This is a genomic window from Streptomyces sp. YKOK-I1 (assembly GCF_054660435.1).
On sequence record NZ_BAAGDR010000001.1, the window covers coordinates 88,654 to 104,873 of the forward strand.

17 protein-coding genes and 2 pseudogenes are annotated in these 16,220 nt (G+C 71.6%); 9 read left to right on the top strand and 10 right to left on the bottom strand.

All coding sequences use genetic code 11. The features are described from left to right. The first annotated feature begins 18 nt into the window (after positions 1–18). Both ACYQ8Q_RS00400 and ACYQ8Q_RS00405 read left to right on the top strand, forming a co-directional pair. Positions 19–1,074, top strand: a complete 1,056-nt coding sequence (locus ACYQ8Q_RS00400; RefSeq protein ID WP_460060632.1) for an NAD(P)H-dependent amine dehydrogenase family protein — start codon at positions 19–21, stop codon at positions 1,072–1,074. A 761-nt stretch (positions 1,075–1,835) separates the two neighbouring features. Further along, complete coding sequence (locus tag ACYQ8Q_RS00405; protein ID WP_460073109.1) at positions 1,836–1,958, top strand: ferredoxin; 123 nt, start codon at positions 1,836–1,838, stop codon at positions 1,956–1,958. A 42-nt stretch (positions 1,959–2,000) separates the two neighbouring features. On the opposite strand, the pseudogene ACYQ8Q_RS00410 reads toward ACYQ8Q_RS00405, so the two are convergent. Then, positions 2,001–2,192 (bottom strand): annotated as a pseudogene (locus ACYQ8Q_RS00410) (DUF1330 domain-containing protein); the annotation flags it as partial. A gap of 3 nt (positions 2,193–2,195) precedes the next feature. Here ACYQ8Q_RS00410 and ACYQ8Q_RS00415 point away from each other — a divergent pair. Together ACYQ8Q_RS00415 and ACYQ8Q_RS00420 are read left to right on the top strand one after the other, a co-directional pair. Continuing rightward, positions 2,196–2,321, top strand: a pseudogene (locus tag ACYQ8Q_RS00415) (heterodisulfide reductase-related iron-sulfur binding cluster); the annotation flags it as partial. A 166-nt stretch (positions 2,322–2,487) separates the two neighbouring features. Further along, complete coding sequence (locus tag ACYQ8Q_RS00420; protein WP_460073756.1) at positions 2,488–2,901, top strand: heterodisulfide reductase-related iron-sulfur binding cluster; 414 nt, start codon at positions 2,488–2,490, stop codon at positions 2,899–2,901. Between the two features lie 352 nt (positions 2,902–3,253). Here ACYQ8Q_RS00420 and ACYQ8Q_RS00425 read toward each other — a convergent pair whose 3' ends face one another. The 6 genes from ACYQ8Q_RS00425 to ACYQ8Q_RS00450 form a co-directional block, all read right to left on the bottom strand. Then, positions 3,254–3,574 carry a response regulator transcription factor gene (locus tag ACYQ8Q_RS00425; RefSeq protein ID WP_460060635.1) on the bottom strand — a complete coding sequence of 107 codons (321 nt, stop codon included), beginning with the start codon at positions 3,572–3,574 and terminating at the stop codon, positions 3,254–3,256. A 460-nt stretch (positions 3,575–4,034) separates the two neighbouring features. Beyond that, positions 4,035–4,253: a hypothetical protein gene (locus ACYQ8Q_RS00430; protein WP_460060636.1), complete on the bottom strand. Its 219-nt coding sequence runs from the start codon at positions 4,251–4,253 to the stop codon at positions 4,035–4,037. A gap of 37 nt (positions 4,254–4,290) precedes the next feature. Continuing rightward, positions 4,291–5,598 (bottom strand): MFS transporter, encoded by a 1,308-nt coding sequence (locus ACYQ8Q_RS00435; protein ID WP_460060638.1) that lies wholly within the window; start codon positions 5,596–5,598, stop codon positions 4,291–4,293. Continuing rightward, the gene (locus ACYQ8Q_RS00440) at positions 5,595–6,689 is read right to left on the bottom strand and encodes a PLP-dependent cysteine synthase family protein (protein ID WP_460060639.1); all 1,095 of its coding nucleotides are present in this window, start codon (positions 6,687–6,689) and stop codon (positions 5,595–5,597) included. The genes ACYQ8Q_RS00435 and ACYQ8Q_RS00440 overlap by 4 nt, the downstream gene beginning before the upstream one ends. 136 nt (positions 6,690–6,825) lie before the next feature. Further along, the gene (locus tag ACYQ8Q_RS00445) at positions 6,826–7,221 is read right to left on the bottom strand and encodes a hypothetical protein (RefSeq protein WP_460060642.1); all 396 of its coding nucleotides are present in this window, start codon (positions 7,219–7,221) and stop codon (positions 6,826–6,828) included. Positions 7,222–7,465: 244 nt separating this feature from the next. Then, positions 7,466–7,843 carry a hypothetical protein gene (locus ACYQ8Q_RS00450; RefSeq protein ID WP_460060643.1) on the bottom strand — a complete coding sequence of 126 codons (378 nt, stop codon included), beginning with the start codon at positions 7,841–7,843 and terminating at the stop codon, positions 7,466–7,468. Positions 7,844–8,165: 322 nt separating this feature from the next. Here ACYQ8Q_RS00450 and ACYQ8Q_RS00455 point away from each other — a divergent pair, with 322 nt between their 5' ends. Continuing rightward, positions 8,166–9,026 carry a DUF5134 domain-containing protein gene (locus tag ACYQ8Q_RS00455; protein WP_460073111.1) on the top strand — a complete coding sequence of 287 codons (861 nt, stop codon included), beginning with the start codon at positions 8,166–8,168 and terminating at the stop codon, positions 9,024–9,026. 16 nt (positions 9,027–9,042) lie between these two features. Here the strand turns inward: ACYQ8Q_RS00455 and ACYQ8Q_RS00460 are convergent, their stop codons facing one another. Together ACYQ8Q_RS00460 and ACYQ8Q_RS00465 are read right to left on the bottom strand one after the other, a co-directional pair. Then, complete coding sequence (locus ACYQ8Q_RS00460; RefSeq protein ID WP_460060645.1) at positions 9,043–9,951, bottom strand: M56 family metallopeptidase; 909 nt, start codon at positions 9,949–9,951, stop codon at positions 9,043–9,045. Then, positions 9,948–10,316, bottom strand: coding sequence for a BlaI/MecI/CopY family transcriptional regulator (locus ACYQ8Q_RS00465; RefSeq protein WP_460073113.1), 369 nt, complete (start codon positions 10,314–10,316; stop codon positions 9,948–9,950). The genes ACYQ8Q_RS00460 and ACYQ8Q_RS00465 overlap by 4 nt, the downstream gene beginning before the upstream one ends. 587 nt (positions 10,317–10,903) lie before the next feature. Between ACYQ8Q_RS00465 and ACYQ8Q_RS00470 the strand changes: the two genes are divergently transcribed. After that, positions 10,904–11,176, top strand: coding sequence for a DUF4232 domain-containing protein (locus ACYQ8Q_RS00470; protein WP_460060647.1), 273 nt, complete (start codon positions 10,904–10,906; stop codon positions 11,174–11,176). Here the strand turns inward: ACYQ8Q_RS00470 and ACYQ8Q_RS00475 are convergent. Further along, positions 11,097–11,690 (bottom strand): PadR family transcriptional regulator, encoded by a 594-nt coding sequence (locus ACYQ8Q_RS00475; protein WP_460060648.1) that lies wholly within the window; start codon positions 11,688–11,690, stop codon positions 11,097–11,099. The two genes, ACYQ8Q_RS00470 and ACYQ8Q_RS00475, sit on opposite strands and share 80 nt — an antisense overlap. Before the next feature lie 75 nt (positions 11,691–11,765). Between ACYQ8Q_RS00475 and ACYQ8Q_RS00480 the strand changes: the two genes are divergently transcribed. From ACYQ8Q_RS00480 to ACYQ8Q_RS00490, 3 genes are all read left to right on the top strand, one after another. After that, positions 11,766–12,443 (top strand): ABC transporter ATP-binding protein, encoded by a 678-nt coding sequence (locus tag ACYQ8Q_RS00480; RefSeq protein ID WP_460060651.1) that lies wholly within the window; start codon positions 11,766–11,768, stop codon positions 12,441–12,443. A gap of 5 nt (positions 12,444–12,448) precedes the next feature. Next, positions 12,449–15,262 carry an FtsX-like permease family protein gene (locus ACYQ8Q_RS00485; protein WP_460073115.1) on the top strand — a complete coding sequence of 938 codons (2,814 nt, stop codon included), beginning with the start codon at positions 12,449–12,451 and terminating at the stop codon, positions 15,260–15,262. 277 nt (positions 15,263–15,539) lie between these two features. Further along, a complete protein-coding gene (locus tag ACYQ8Q_RS00490) occupies positions 15,540–16,202 on the top strand; it encodes a BTAD domain-containing putative transcriptional regulator (RefSeq protein ID WP_460060654.1) in 663 nt (220 codons plus the stop codon). Positions 16,203–16,220: the final 18 nt, after the last annotated feature.

Consider the following 16,220-nt stretch of genomic DNA (forward strand, 5'->3'; position numbering starts at 1 on the left):
AGCCGGGAAGGAGCGATCATGGGGCCTTCGACTCGTCACGGCAGCCCGCTTCGCGTCGTTCAGTGGGCCACGGGAACCATCGGCGCGCGATCGCTGCGCGCCGTTCTCGACCATCCCCAGATGGTGCTGACGGGAGTTCACGTCCATGCACCCGACAAGTCCGGGCGTGACGCCGGTGAACTGAGCGGTACGGACCTCACCGGCGTCACCTGCACTCACCGTCTCGACGACGTCCTCGCCCTGGAGGCCGACTGCGTGCTCTACATGCCGCGCACGGCCGACCTCGACGAACTGTGCGCCCTGCTCGCCTCCGGAACGAACGTCGTGGCCACGACCGGAGGGTTCCACCACCCCGCCGGCCTGGATCCCGGCGTCCGCGGCAGAGTGGAGGAGGCCTGCGCGCGGGGCGGCACCTCGCTGCACGACACCGGCAGCAGTCCCGGCTTCATCACCGAGGCCGTGCCTCTCGTGCTCGCCTCCGTCCAGCGGCGGCTGGACACCCTGACCGTCCATGAGTACGCGGATCTGTCCCGACGGGACTCACCGGAGCTGCTGTTCGACATCATGGGCTTCGGCCGGACGCCGGCCGCGGCGTTCGACGAAAGCCGCCTGGCGCATGTCCGGGACAGTTTCGGGCCGTCCCTGCGTCTGGTCGCCGACGCCCTGGGGGCGCCCCTGGACTCGGTGGAGGCACACGGGCGGTTCGCCACCGCCGTGCGTACGACGGAGATCGCCGCCGGCGTGCTGCGTGCCGGTACGGTGGCGGCGCAACGGATGACCCTGTCCGGCCGGCGCGACGGTCGCACCCTGCTGCGGTTCGACGCGACGTGGTACTGCGCCACGGACCTGGCCCCGGCCTGGGACCTGCGGCCCACCGGGTGGCATCTGAGGGTCGACGGCGATGCGCCCCTCGACATCGACATGCGCTTCCCGGTGCCGCTGGAACGCTTGGCCTCGGTCTCCCCCGGCTATACGGCCCATCGGGCCGTCAACGCCGTACCCGCCGTGTGCGCGGCGGCCCCGGGTATCCGGACCACGGTGGACCTTCCCCTGTTCACCGCGACGCTCGGGTGAGGCGGACCCCGTCCCCGGCTCCCCCTGTTTGGCGCGCAGGGTCGCACCCCACCCCCGGAGAGAACATCGTAACCGCCGCATGCGACTAGCAATCCGACAATGCGAGAATTAGATTCTCGCACACGAGAAGGAACCTCCGAGCCGCCTCGGCACCACGAAAAAAACCGGCCAGTGGCGCATGACGAGCCGTCCGAGGACCCTGACACGATCGACTTCTTCCGGGACGACAGCACGGCGCAGGACCCGTATCCCTACCTGGACGCCCGGCGCGCCCCGGTGCCCCGTGACCCGCGAGCCCCACCACGGTGTGATGATGGTGACCGGGGACGACGAGGCCGTGCAGGTGGCACAGGACTCCCGGACGTTCTCGTCGTGCCTGTCGGTGACGGGCCCCTTCCGGGGCTTCCCGGTCCCGGTGGAAGGTGACGACGTCGGCGAACTCATCGAGCGACACCGCGACGAGCTGCCGATGAGCGACCCGCTGCCGACCCTCGACCCACCCGCGCACACCGCGCACCGCGGGCTGCTGATGCGGCTGATCACACCGAAGCGCCTCAAGGAGAACGAGGCGGCCGTCCGGGAGATCGCCGACCGGATGCTGGACACCTTCCTGTCCCGTCCGGAGGGCGAGTGCATCAGCGAGTTCGCCGACCCCTTCACCCTGCTCGTCATCGCCGATCTGCTCGGCGTGCCCGAGGAGGACGGGCGTCGACGAGGACCGCTGCCGCGGACACGGTGCCTGCTGCGCCGTCGGTCCGGAGGTGTTCGACCTGAGCGACGACGGGTATGCCGTGACCGAACCGGGGGACGTACCCGCCGAGTTCGAGCAGGCGGCGCGCGTTGCGGCGACGATGTGCCCCGAGCGCGCCATCACCTGCAATTGAGGCTGTTCCGGCACGTCGCGGCGACATCTCGAACCCGGCGACCAGCACGGCGTTGGTCTCCGCCGCGGCCTGCCGCAGCGGCTTGGCCCCCGCGTACTCGGCCGACTCGTACCAGGCGCGCGCCGCGTCGACCGACTCGAACTGGAGGACGACCGTCCGGTCACCGTGCCATTGGCACTCCAGGACCTCGGGTCCCGCGTCGACGGCGAGCACCGAGGCGCCGGCCTCGACCATCGGGTGTTGTCCGCCGAGGGCTGCGAGGTCGTCGTCCCTCCCGGCCAGCCGTGCTGCGGCGCACTGAGCATGCACGCGGGCCTGGACGGCGACGCGGCCCGGCGGGCGCGCGACACCATCGACGCCCTCGGCGGCCTGGCCGTGGACGCGATCGTGGTCAACGTCGCGGGCTGCGGTTCCACGCTCAAGGAGTACGGCGAACTGCTGCGCGACGATCCCGCCTACGCCGAACGGGCCAAGGCGTTCTCGGCCAAGGTCCGTGACGTCCACGACGTGCTGGCGTCCCTTTTCCCCCGTGGCCCCGCACAGTCCGCTGCCCCTCCGCGCGGGCTACCACGACGCCTGCCACCTGGCCAACGCACAGCGCGTCACGGCCGAACCCCGGCAACTCCTCGACACCATCCCGGATCTGACCCTGGTGGACGTGGCCGAAGCCGACAACCTCCTCGCTGGCCGACCCGACGTGATCGCCACGGGCAACGCGGGCTGCCTCCTGCAGATCCGTCGGCACACGGGCGCCGCCGGCATCCCCGTCGTCCACCCGGTCGAACTCCTCGACGCCTCCCTCCGCGGTGATACGTCGATCCTTCAGCGACCCGCAGGATCAGCATCCGGTGTGACACGGGCGGCCTCGCGGTCGACGTCGGACGCGGACGGCGCGGGCAACCCCGCTCCGGTCGGGTGCTCCCGACCGGAGCTCGGGCCTTGACTCCACTACGAGTCGGTCGTCCCGACTCATGGGCGAGTGCAGCCGCCTCCCTCAGGGAGCCGCCGCCGAACCCCGTCGTCGTGGTGTCTGCCTCACACGACGATGCGTCGTCGGCTGCCGTCCGGCGTCGTGATCCCGTACCCGTGCACACGGCGGGAACGATGGGACGGCGCGTGTGACCCCGCCACCGACGGCCGGCGGAGGGCCGACATGACCAACTGGCGCGCCGTGGGCGGCTGAGCGGCCACACCCCTCGTGCAGGGTACGACCCGCCCGTTCGAAACCTGTCCAAGACGTGTGGCTTCACCGTGTCGCGGCAGGTCCGCTCAGGCCGCGACACGGCCTCGCCGACTCACCGCTCGGCGAAGAACACCAGGTGAGCCGCAGTCGGGCAGAGCAAGCCGTCACGCACGGCGAGCGCCGTGACCTCGGCTCGGGAGGCAGTGCCGGTCTTGCGCAGCAGATGCTCCATGTGGCTGTGAACGCTGCGCGGCGACGGGGGCGACGCGGCGATGGCTTGATTCGTCTGCCCGGTGGCGGCGCGCGTGAGCACCTCCAGCTCTCGTCGGCTGAGTCCGTACGGTACTTCGGCCGGGATCTCGTGCACCAGCACCGCGCCCGCGGTGCCCCCCGGGGCCACCGCCCTGTACCGGTGCAGGACCAGGCGGACCATGAGCCATCCTTCCGCCACAACATCCGCAGCGGTGTGCCGTCCGTCTGTATGAAGGCGTGCAGCAGCGGACGGAACCTCTCGTCCTCCAGGGCCCGGGGGCGCTCCCGACCGGGGATCTCGATGACGTCTCCGTCCGCTGTCACCAGGCTCGTCGCCCCCTCGGCGACCGGTCCGTGCAGATCACCAGCGTGCGTCAGGGGATCGGCGAACACCGCGAGTGCGGGCATCACGGCAGCGAGCAGTCGGCGTGCTTCGGTGTCGTAGACGCCCGCGTCCTGGTGGGACAGGTGCACCAACCCCACGACGCGGGCTCCGTGTCGCAGCGCACCCGTCACCCCGTCGCGAAACCCGGTCGGGCGCACCCGCTCGGCATGGAACCGGCCCTGCCGAAAGCGCGGCCCGGTGTACTCACCGTCCTCGGAGATGGACGGGGCAGCTTCAGCCGCAGGGCGCTGCCGTACTACGAGGTTGCCACGAACTCGGCAGCCATCGACTCGGACGTCTCGGCGGTGTAGCCGATCCCGGCGACCTGTACGTGGGAGCCCGTCACCGGGTCGATGGCCAGCAGGGTCGCCGCATCGAGGGGCAGCGCACCCGCGAGTTCGCGACCTTCGTCGTGTCCCTCGTGGGTGTCCTGGAAGGAGTTCGCCGCCCGGCCCGTGGGGGCGGGGTGCTGCACGGCGGCATCCCGCCCCCAAGGGCCTGTTCTGGCAGGGTCAGGCGATGACGTGGTGCGGCTCCGTGGCCGGAGTCGCCAGGCGGTCGGCGCGGTGCAGACCGTACAGGGCTGCCGCGCAGGCGAGCCCGAGCGCGCACAGGCAGATCCACGGGAGCGCGGGCATTCCCGCCTCGCGGGCCGCGTCGAGCGCCGCGCCGGTGAGGAGGTTGCCGAGGGTGATGCCGATTCCGCAGATGGTGTTGTAGAGCCCGTAGTGGGTGGCGACGAGACGGTCCCCCGAGAGCCGGACGATGGTGTCCATCTCGAAGGGGTACGCGATCATCGTGCCGACCGCCAGCAGCAGTGCGGCAAGCGTGGGCGGTGCGGCGGCCAGCAGCCAAAGCGCCACGCCTGGACGGGGAACCGGTACGGCGGTGGCCAGCAGCAGGGGCACGAAGGCGAGCCCCATGACGGCCAGGCCCAGGGCCAGTGCAAGGCCCGGCTCGTAGCGGGCCTTGCACCAGGCGGTCACCCGCGTCTGGCCGGTGATCGTGGCGAGTCCGGACACGGCGAACAGCACGGCCACCGCCGCCGTGCCGAACTCCCCGTCGCCGCCGACCCGTCGTACCTCCAGGGGCAGTGCGAGGTAGACCTGGAAGGAGAGGACGTACGAGCCGATCATGGCTCCGGAGAAGAACAGGAACGGGCGGTTGGCGAGAATGGTCCTCCACTGGGCGAGAACGCCGTTGCGGTCCTTGTCCCCCGTGTCCCCCGTGTCCTGCCGGTCGTCGGCGCGTCGGGTGGGCAGCGCACGGATCTGCACGACGCTGAGCAGGGCGAAGACGCCCGCGGCGACCAGGCAGGTGATGCGGAAGTCGATCCCGCTCAGGACCATCCCGACGAGCGGGCCGAGCAGGATTCCCGCCTGGTAGAAGACGTTGAACAGTGCGAACGCCTCGACCCTGCGCTCCCCCGCGTCGGCGGCGAGATACGCGCGGACCGCCGGGTTGAACAGCGCTCCGGCGAGTCCGGTGGCAGCGGACGCGGCGATCAGCGCGGCCAGCGAATCGACCATGCCGAGCGTGGCGAAGCCGACCGTGCGCAGCACGCATCCGGCGACGATCAGCGGCTTGTAGCCGAACCGGTCGGCGAGCGTCCCGCCTACGACGAACATCCCCTGCTGGCTGAAGTTCCGTACGCCGAGCACCAGTCCGACGACCCACCCGGCCAGTCCCAGCGTCCCGGAGAGGTGGGCTGCCAGGTAGGGCATCAGCATGTAGAAGCCCAGATTGATGGTGAACTGGTTGACCATCAGCAGCTGGACGCTGCGTTCGTAGGTGCGTACCTGTGCGAGGGTGCCCTTCACCGGCTCTGCTCCACGGACTCGAGGGTGAGCGGGTCGACGACTGTGGCGCACCGCGTCCATTGGGCCACTTCCTTCTCGTCGATCCGCCCGATCACCTCGGGCTCGGGAGCGGGAGGGGCGTCGAGGAGGCCGTGGGCGGCGCAGTAGTCGTCGTCGAACACCGTGCCGAGGTAGCGCTGCGGGCCGTCCGGGAAGATCGCCGCGATCCGGGTGTCGGCGGGCAGGGTCCGGGTCAGCCAGCCGGCGACCAGGGAGACGGCTCCCACGCTCCAGCCGCCGGTCGCGTAGTGCGAGCCGGCCAGCTGACGGCAGGTCCACACCGCCTCGGCCGGGGCCACCCAGTGGACCTCGGAGAAGGCGTCGTAGGCGACATTGCGGGGATAGATGCTGGACCCGAGGCCCCGCATGAGCCGTGGCCGGGCCGGCTGGCCGAAGATCGTCGAACCGACGGTGTCGACGCCGACGACCTTCAGCCCGGGGTAGAGCTGCTTCAGCACACGGGAGACTCCGGCTGAGTGTCCGCCGGTGCCCACGCTGCACACCAGGACGTCGATGTGGCCGAGTTCGGCGGCCAGTTCGAGGGCGAGCGGGGTGTAGGCGGTGGTGTTGTCCGGGTTGTTGTACTGGTCGGGGCACCACGAGTCGGCGTGCTGTGCCATCAGGTGCTGGACCCGTTCACGGCGGGCCTGCTGCCAGCCGCCGGTGGGGTGGGGTTCGGAGACGACGTTGACCTGCGCGCCGTACGCGGTGAGCAGCCTGGTCATGGAGGCCTCCAGGCCCGGGTCGGTGACCAGGGTGACCGGGTGGCCGTGGACCATGCCGGCCAGGGCGAGCCCGAGTCCGAGGGTGCCGCTCGTGGACTCGATGATCCGGGCGCCGGGGCGCAGGTCGCCGCGGGCGCGGGCCCGCTCCACCATGTGCAGGCCGGGGCGGTCCTTGATGCCGCCCGGGTTGAAGCCTTCCAGCTTCGCCCAGAAGCCGCGGTCCGGGGGTGTCAGCGGCTCGGACACCCGCAGCAGAGGTGTGTTGCCCACCAGCGCCGACAGTGCGGCCCGGTCGGACGTGGCGGGAGTGTTCGTGAGTGACTGCATGTCTTTCGCTCTCGCTCGATGAATGCGCGGTGCGTGCTCATCCGGCGTCATGGCCACACGGCGGGCGGTCGGTGTCCGTCCGGGACGGTGGGGCCATGGCGCGGCAGCCGTGCGGTGCCGGCTGCGGGCGAGAGGTCTAGATGCGCCACCGCGAGGTGCGGACGAGCGTGGTTCTGCCCGTACGGCGGGTGCGGAAGCGGTGCGGCCTGCGGTGAAGGGACAGAGCGACCACGACGCCGAAGAGGCGTGCCGGCAGGGACGCCCCGGCGTCGGCAGGGGTCTGGGGAGTGGCCTGGGCCGTCGTACGGGCGCCCCCGTCCAGGGCGCAGTGCTCGTTCCCGTGATGGGGGTGCGGCCCGTGCGGCGTCGCATCGGCCGGCGCGGTCGCCCAGGCCGGAGCCGTGGCCGCGGCGGGTGCAGGCCGGACCGGCGCCGCCGACCACCCGTGCGCGAGGGCGCACAGGACGATCGTCACGAACAGGAGGCCGGACAACAGGCCGACGAGTGAGCGCGGCAGGCGCGATCCGGGCACGGCCCACAGGGGACGTGCGGGTGTACGGGACAGGGTGAGCACAGGTTCTCCGTGAGCCGGCTCTCTTCGAGCCTGGCCGCGAACAGGGGTGGGGGCGGGACGGCATGGCGGATCCGGAGTCGGCATCACGTCCCGGTCGACGGGATCCGTCGCTCGTCGCGCGGGGCACGGTGAACCGTCCCCTCACCCCGAGTCGGTGACGGGCGGGACGGCAACAGCCGGAGGTTGGAGCGGACTGCGGCTTCTACACCTGCTGGACCACGGACGATCTCGGGGCTCTCGACGATGCGACGGACAGCGCCGACCCGTCGGCCCCCGGCCTGCCCGACGCCCGCCCGGCGGGAGCCTGTTCGCTGACCGACACGGCAAAGAGCGGAGGTGTCAGCACCGGCGCCTGCTGCGGCTGTCCCGAGACGCAGTATTCCTTCGGATGCGAAAGGCCGTGTTCCTCGCCTGGATCGGCTATCGCGGCCGACGAGGGCACAGCCGGTTCGCCCGCCGCATCGAGTACGTCCTCGTGCGCTGCGGCAGCGGGCGCCACCGTACCGATGACCAGGTGTCCTTTGACGCTCTCCGCGCTCAGTCCGTGCGTGAACGCGATACCGACCAACAGGGCGGCCATGGTCAACAGGCGTAGCAACGGGCCCACATCAACGTGGGCCCGCGCAGAACGCGGGAGTGACCAAGCCGTAACCACGCCGTGATACTAGCGGCTGACAGACCTTGATCCACCGCCCCCGCGCCGCATCACGCCAACAAGCCACGCACATGACCGATTTGCTTCGGCGAGCGCCCGGAAAGGGCGGGCTCGGCCCGCCCGGAGGAGCGTCACGATCACTAATCTGCTTAGTAGATTCTGAGTGTTCTCCCGCTTCCCCTGCGTACTAGCCCGTGGCCGCCGAGAACGTGCGGTGGCCCGGTCGGGCACACACGGAAGGGTGGATATGGGAACTCTGGCGCTCAGTTGGTCCATAGCGGGGGTCGCCGCACTGGTGGCGGCCGTCAGCGCGGTCCGGATGGTGACCTCGAGCGGCGAGGGCCGGTTCGCGGCGGGCGGCGATCTGCTGATGGGGGTGTGCATGGCCACCATGTCCCTGCCCGCGACGGCGGCCTGGTACGGGGGTCACGGCCTGTGGTGGGCAGCGGCGTTCACCCTTCTCGGGGGCGGCGCCGTGGTGTTGGCCGTCAGGCACGCGCGCGAACACGGCTGGCGGGAGGGCCGTCACTGGGTACACCTCATCGTCGGCAGCGCCGGCATGGTGATCATGACACTGGCCATGACGCAGACTCCGTCCGGGCCGGTCCTCGCGTTGGGCCACGGCAACGGCAACGGCAACGGCAACGGCTCCACGATGGCGGGCATGGAGTCCATGTCCATGCCCGGAATGGGCATGGACATGGACGCCATGAACATGGACACGCACACGTCGGCCGCCGGCGCGGACGTGGCCTCGTCGTCCTCGGCCTGGCGTCTGGTGATCGCCGCGCTCGCCGTCTACTTCCTGCTGTCGATCGCCGCTTCGGTCTGGGCCCGCATCCGTGGCACCGAGCGGACCGCTCTCACGGTCGGCCGGGAGAACGGCCGGCGCCGTGGCTGGAGCCATTGGCTGCTCTCGATGCCGGACACGGTCGTGGTGTTCCTGGTGTCCCTGACGCTCTCGGTCTGGGACAAGGCACGTACGGCGGAACGAGGGCACCACGGCGGTCGTCGCCGCCGGGCGGGCGCCACCCCCGAGGCCGCCCTCGCCGCACACATCGGCATGGGCGGAACCATGTCCGCGATGCTCCTGATGATGGTCGCGTAGATCCGGTGGCGCGGGGTCAGGGTCCGCACGCCACCAGGAGCGGAAGCAGCGGCGCCATGACCGTGCCCAGGACCACGCGCACCCGGGTCGCCCGGTGCGGCCGGGGCCTCGGGGTCAGCACGCGCCGGAGCCTGATCAAGGTGCCCGCCCCGCCGGCGCCCAGGGCCACCGGCGGCACCCGGCCCGCCGCCACCTCGCACATCGCGGTCGCCAGCACGTCCCGCGGATGGGATCGCAGGGCGTGGTCGTCCGCGATCATCTCCACCAGAAGCGCCGTCTGCTCCTTGGCGTGGCGGGCCAGCGGCAGTCCGGGGAAGGCCAGGGAGAACGCGTCCGCCAGAAGATGGAGCAGGTGATGCCTGCCCTCGATGTGGGCGCGTTCGTGCTCCAGAACCGCCCGCAGCTGGTCCTCGGACAGCGCCTGCAACGCACCCGTCGTGATGACGACCCGACGCCGACGGCCCGGCAGGCAGTAGACGGCCGGCGTCTCGTGATCGACGACGGTGGCACCGAGTTCAGGTGCGGGATCGCCCACGAGCGTGAGCAGGTCGAGGTGGCGCCTGCGTGCCCGGCACGCCTTCCGGGCGCAGGCCACGAGTCGGCCGAGCGGCAGCAGGGCGATCACAGCGGGCGCGGCCACCGCCCATGCCTGGATCGGGGTCGCCGCGGCCCCGGACAGCGGGGCGCCGAAGGCGAGACCGCAGGCACTGAGCAACCCGACGAGGCCGTCGTGCGCGTGGTGATCGACGACGAACAGGTGGTACGCCGCGAGCATGGCGGTGAAGACGAACGTGACCATGAGGCCCTGCCACGCCAGCACGGCCAGAGCCGGGGCGCGGTGCGCCCACGCCGCTCGGGCCAGCAGGGACGGCGCGACGGCGCCCACGACGGCGGCGTAGCCGATGAGGACCGCGGCTGTGCTCATGCTCCGTTCCGCCGCTTGACCGATCGGAGCGCCGAGCGCAGGGCCTCGGCCTCGTCGGGCGTCATCCGTTCCACGAAACTGACCAGGGTGCCGGCCGGATCCGGGTTGCTGCCCAGAGCCTGCTGCATCAGCGCGGCGGTGTACTGCTGCCGGGTGCAGGTGGGCTCGTACACCCAGGCCCTGCCCTCCTTCACCCGCTCGAGCATGCCCTTGTGATGGAGGATGTCGGCGACGGTCTTGACGGTGCTGTAGGCGAGCGGCCGCTGCTTGTTGATGTCCGTCAGTACGTCGCGTGCTGTCGCCGGGCGTCCCCAGGCCCACAGCCGGTGCATGATCTCCGCCTCCAGCTCGCCCAGCTGACGCACGGCCACTCCCCTCCCCCTTTGCCCGGGAGGCGGCGGCGAACGCGGCGGCCCCTCCGACCGGTGAACGCTCATCGTAAGGGGGCCGGGCGCGCCCGACGAGGCGATCAGGAGCCGAGGCGGCAGTCTCCTTACTAATTGGCTTAGCAGATCGGCGGGGGTCGCCGTTCTCGGCAGCGAACAGACACCCTGGACGCCGCCGAGCCGCCGTGGCCCTGGCATCGGTCGGCGCCCTGGCTGTTGTACTGGCCGCATGCACGAGCGCCGACAAGGCAGGCGGTGCCTCCGGCGGCGATCCGGTCGCCGGTACCACGCCGGACGCGCGTACGCCGGCAAGGTCAGCGGCCCCGGCCCGGCCCTCCGCGTCCCCCGCGACGACCGCGCCGTCCCCTCGCTGTCGCAGCGCGGACCTGCGTGCTTCCATCGGCCCGAACGACCCGCAGCCGGTCAGGAGAACTTCGCCGCCGTCCTGACCATCAACTCGACCCGCACCTGTACGGTCTACGGCTTCCCCGGCATCGCCTTCGTCCGGCGTCGGCGCGGCGGTCACGCCGGACCCCGGGCGGGCCACCGGCCAGGAGGAGCCGACGGTGACGCCGAAGCCCGGCGCCAGTGCGTGGTCGGCACTGACGTGCACCCATCCGGCGGCCACCGGCGTGACCACCGTGATCCCCGCGGCCGCCCTCGTCACCCCGCCCGACGAGACGGCGTCGATCAAGGTGGCCTGGAGCGGCGGCAAGGTCTTCGACACGGGCAAGGCGTCGGTTCCGCAGGTGAGCCCGCTCAGGCCGAGCGACGGCGGTTGGCCTCGGCAGCATCATCGCCGGCACCGGCCTCGGCCCGGGCCCCGGCCGCCGGCGTGAGCCGGTCCGCCGCGCCCTCGACCAGCTCCAGGTCGGCCTTGGTGTGGCCGATGGCCGCGTCGAGGAGGAGGGAGATGAGCGGGTCACCCGTGTGAGTGCGCCGCAGCCGGGTCAGGCCGGCGAGTTCGGAGAGGTAGGTCTGGCGCTGCGCCGCGACGAACGTGTCCAGCGCCTCGGCGCCGAGCGCGCAGGCGCCGAACAGTTTCAGGAACAGCTCGTCGCGGAACCCGCCCGTGCGCACCCAGGCACTGGTGGCCCAGTTGCTCACCTCGTCCCGCCCGGCCGGGGTGAGCCGGTAGAGCGTCTTGTCGGGCCGGTCCGGCTGGGCCACCTGGGACCGGGTGACGAATCCGTCGCGGACCAGCCGGTCGAGGATCTGGTAGAGGTGGCCGATGTTGAGCCCGCCCCACTGCGGGCCGATGGCTTCCTCGAAGCGTCCCTTGAGCTCGTAACCGTGGCTGTCCCCCTCGGTCAGCAGGGCGAGCACGGCGTGGTGCAGCGGCAATGTACACACCTCCTGGATTGTGACAATGTATCGCTGCATTGTCACAATGTAGGAGGAGCGGCAGTGGGTGTGAGGTTGACGGGCGTGACGCGCCGGTATCCGGGGCTGGTGGCCCTGGACGCCGTCGATCTGGAGATCGGCGACGGTGAGGCGGTCGCGGTCACCGGCCCGTCGGGTTCCGGGAAGTCCACCGTGCTGCACCTGGTCGGCGGCATGGACCGGCCCGACGAGGGGACGATCGAGGTCGACGGCGAGGAGCTGACGGCACGTCGCCTGGACGCGCACCGGCGCCGGATCGGGTTCGTCTTCCAGCGCTTCCACCTGCTGCCCGCCCTCACCGTGCTGGACAACGTCCTCGCACCCGTGCTGCCGCGCCGGGTGGACTTCGACCGACGCGCCCGTGCCATGGAACTCCTGGAGGCGGTGGGCCTCGCCGCCCGCGCCGACGCGCTGCCGTCCGAACTCTCCGGCGGCCAGCAGCAACGGGTCGCGACAGCACGGGCGTTGATCAACCGCCCGGGGCTGCTGCTCGCGGACGAGCCGACCGGAAACCTCGACAGTGCGACCGGCCGGGAGATCATCGACCTGGTGCTCTCCCTGCGTGAGCGCTACGGCATGACCCTGCTGCTCACCACCCACGACCCCGAGGTCGCCGTGAGCTGCGACCGGATCGTCCGGCTGCACGACGGCCGGATCGTCGCCGACGAGCGTCTCGCCCCCGACGACGAGGTGTTCGACCGGCTCGGAGGGCTGCGCCCGTGATCGCGATGATCCTGTCCCAGCTGCTGCGCCGCCGCTCCCGTGCCCTCGCGCTCGCCTCGGGCATCCTGGTCGCCGCCACCAGCTTCACCCTGCTCACCTCGACGGTCACCACCAGCCAGGCCCGCACCACCGGCCTTGTCGAGGACAGTGCCCGCTCCGCCTACGACGTCCTGGTCCGCCCGCCGGGCACCGGCACCGACATCGAGAAGGACCGGGGCCTGGTCGAGGCCAACTTCCTGTCGGGCATCTTCGGCGGCATCACTCTCGGCCAGTACGAACGCATCAAGTCCCTCGCCGGGGTCGAGACCGCCGCACCGGTCGCCAACATCGGCTACTTGATGGTGCAGAGCACGGTGCCCGTCGACGTCTCCGCCTTCCGCGACAGCGACGCCCCCGCCCAGCTCCTGCGTCTCACACCGACGTTGAAGGCGGGGCTCGGCACCTATCCGATGGCCGACCAGTACGTCTACCTCACCCGCAATCCGATCGTCACGTACAAGAAGTGGAACGAGGCCGAGACCATCTGGCCCGACCTGCAGCACGAGATCGCCGACGACGAGAAGTACGCGGTGTGCTGGTTCTACAACGAGGACAAGAACGGGGACACCTTCGACATCCTGGGTGAGCGGCTGCCCCAGCCGCTGTTCGTGTGGAACCCCGTCCCGAAGACGGCGTTCACCCCTGACGCCCGCTCGCGGATGACCTGTGTACCGGGCGACGGCAAGGCCACGGCGCAGATCCCGGTCGCCTATCCGGTGCTCCTGTCTGCGATCGACCCGGCCGCCGAGGACCGGCTGGTCGGCCTGGGCGGCGCGGTCACCTCCGGCCGGATGCTCACCGACAAGGACAGGCCCTTCTGGGGGCCGGACGCCTTCGACCAGAACCCGGTGGAGTCCGAACGGCAGCACGACTACCAGGTCCCCGTCATGCTCAGCAGCCGTACCCTCACCGCCGGCACCCTGGACGCCACCGTCCAGCGGCTCGACGTCGGCGATCCCGCCGCCCTGCCCGCCAAGCTGGCGAGCCCTCAGGCCCACGACTACGTCAACGGCCTGCGCGGCAGCGCCGCCGGCGAGGTGACCGCCGACCTCGCCACCGGCTTCCGCAGTGTCAGCTATGCCGACGGCCTGGTGACGGATCTCTCCTGGACCGTCGGACCCGTCGACTACAACGCCACCGAGGACGGCCTCGCCGTCCGGGCCCGGCCCGCCCAGCCGCCAGGTCTGTGGAACACGAACTTCGAGAACGACCTGACGCCGAACGTCCCGGAGGAGAACACGGGCACCCAGTTCCGTGAGGTCACCGCCCACGCCTCCACCGAGTGCCTGGCCTTCCAGACATGCATCGGCAAGGACGCCGGACGCGGTCCCACACCGGTCCTGAACATCGTCGGCCGCTACGACACCGACAAGCTGCGCGGCTTCTCCGCCCTCTCCCAGGTCCCCCTGGAGACCTACCGCTCCCCCCAGGTCACCGGCGCGGACAAGGCGTCCCGCGAGGCCCTCGGCAACCAGCCGCTGCGCCCCGACCGCAACCTCGGCGGCTACCTCAGCCCGCCGCCCACCCTGCTCACCACCCTCGACTCGCTCGACGTGATCACCCACAGTCGCAGAAAGCCCACCGCGCAGGAGAAGGCACCGGTCAGCGCCATCCGCATCCGGGTGGCCGGAGTGAGCGGGGTCGACCCCGCCTCCCGCGCCCGCGTCAACGCCGTCGCCGGACAGATCCGTACCGCATACCCGAAGCTCCAGGTGGACGTCACCGTCGGTACGTCGCCCGCCCCGCAGACGGTGACGCTGCCGAGGAACGTCAAGGTCACCGAGTACTGGGTCGCCAAGGGCGTCGCCCTGCGGATCCTGCGGGCCGTGGACACCAAGAGCGCGGTGCTGTTCGGGCTGGTCCTGGTGGTCTGCGGACTCTTCCTCGCCCAGGCGGCCCTGGCCTCCGTACGCTCACGCCGCACCGAGATCGGCACCCTGCGCTGCGTCGGCTGGAGCGCGTCGGAGATCCTCCGCCTCGTTCTCGGCGAACTCGCGGTGATCGGCGTTGTCGCGGGCACGCTCGGCGCCCTCCTCGCCTACGGCCTGGGCGCCCTGCTCGGCCTGCCCACCTCGGCGGCGAAGGCGGCCCTCGTGCTGCCCGTCGCCCTGCTGCTCGCGCTGACCGCGGGCGTACTGCCCGCTTGGCGGGCCACCCGCGTCCAGCCGCTGGACGCGGTCACGCCCCCGGTCACCGGCACCCGCCGGGCGGTCGCCGTCCGCTCGGTCGTCGGCCTCGCACTGCGCAACCTGCTGCGCGCCCCCGGCCGGACCGTGCTCGGCGCGGCCGGACTCGCGCTCGGCGTGGCCGCCTTCACCGTACTGCTCTCCCTCACCCTCGCCTTCCGCGGCGAGGTGGCCGGCTCGCTCCTCGGCAACGCCGTCGTCGCCCAGGTCCGTACCGCCGACTACGTCAGCGTCGCCCTGTCGCTGCTGCTCGGCGCGGCCGGCGCCGTGGACGTGCTGGTCCTCTCCCAGCGGGAGCGGGCCGCCGACCTCGCCGTGCTCGGCGCCACCGGCTGGTCGAGGCGGGAACTCGGCCGACTCGCGCTGTACGAGGGCGCCGGCCTCGCCCTCCTGGGCGGTCTGACCGGCTCGGTCGCCGGGCTGTCCACGATCCTGGTGATCGGTCAGGGACTGTGGGAGGGAAGACTGTGGACGATGACCGCAGCCGCACTCCTGGCCACGCTGGCCGGGGTCGGCCTGGTCTGCGGTGTCCTCTCCGTCCCGATCCGGGCCATGTCCCGCATCGCCCCGGCCGCTCTGCTGGCGAGCGAGTGACGCCGCGGGAGCAGGCCCTGCCGGACGCTGGGACTCCCCCGCGGCGAGGCCGAACCCGCCGAGCAGCCGCCGCCTGCTGGAGCAACAGACAGCGTTCTCCCCGACCTCGTGCGCAGCACCGTTGGCTGAGCAGTGACGGTGGCCCGGTACGTGTGGGTGTGGTGATGCGGCTCGAGGTGCTGGGTCCTTTGCGGATGTGCCATGGGGAGAGGGAACTCGATCTGGGGGTTCCCCAACAGCGTGCGCTGCTCAGCCCGTTGCTGGTCCAGGCGGGCCGTTGGGGACGAGCGAGATCGTCGACACGCTGTGGGTCGAGGAGGCACCGATCAGTGCCGTGAACGTGGTGCGCCGCTACGTGGGCTCGCTGCGGCGACTCCTGGAGCCGGGGCTGCCGGCCCCGGGCGCCCGGACGCCGGCTGCCGCGCCGCTCCGGCGGCTACCTGCTGGACGTACAGGAGGAAGAGAGGTCGACCTGCTGCGGTTGCGTGGCTTGACCCGGCGCGGCGGGCGGGCCGTGAGCACCGGGCGGCCCGACGTGCCGGTCGCTCCGTACGCGCAAGCACTGAGCCAGTGGCGCGGTCCGGTGGTCATGGGCATCCCCGAATCCGTCCGCGGGCACGTCGCGTTCACCGCCGTCGGACAGGAACTGGTGCAGGTGACGCAGTGGGCGGCCGACGCGGCGCTGCTGTGCGGCCGGGCGGAAGACGTCCGGGAAGGCAACCCGACGGGGCGGATCACCACGCCGCGTCGACCTGCCCTGGCCAACTCCCACCATCGCAGCCATCCCGCCCAGACCCGAGCCCTGCACCGCTACCTGCGCTGGCGCAACGCCCACGCCCGCCACCCCGACGTACTCGCCGCACAACGCCGAGAGCGTGCCCACATCCGCAGCGAGAAAGGCATCCGCTGGGGCAGACGTGCCAGATGCCCGGCGGCGTGAAGGATCGACAACCGGCAC

Excerpts from the sequence above, each read along its gene's own strand:
- ACYQ8Q_RS00400 (WP_460060632.1), top strand. The coding sequence starts at position 19 with ATGGGGCCTTCGACTCGTCACGGCAGCCCGCTTCGCGTCGTTCAGTGG.
- ACYQ8Q_RS00425 (WP_460060635.1), bottom strand. The coding sequence starts at position 3,574 with ATGGTCCGCCTGGTCCTGCACCGGTACAGGGCGGTGGCCCCGGGGGGC.
- ACYQ8Q_RS00440 (WP_460060639.1), bottom strand. The coding sequence starts at position 6,689 with ATGCAGTCACTCACGAACACTCCCGCCACGTCCGACCGGGCCGCACTG.
- ACYQ8Q_RS00450 (WP_460060643.1), bottom strand. The coding sequence starts at position 7,843 with ATGGCCGCCCTGTTGGTCGGTATCGCGTTCACGCACGGACTGAGCGCG.
- ACYQ8Q_RS00455 (WP_460073111.1), top strand. The coding sequence starts at position 8,166 with ATGGGAACTCTGGCGCTCAGTTGGTCCATAGCGGGGGTCGCCGCACTG.
- ACYQ8Q_RS00460 (WP_460060645.1), bottom strand. The coding sequence starts at position 9,951 with ATGAGCACAGCCGCGGTCCTCATCGGCTACGCCGCCGTCGTGGGCGCC.
- ACYQ8Q_RS00485 (WP_460073115.1), top strand. The coding sequence starts at position 12,449 with ATGATCCTGTCCCAGCTGCTGCGCCGCCGCTCCCGTGCCCTCGCGCTC.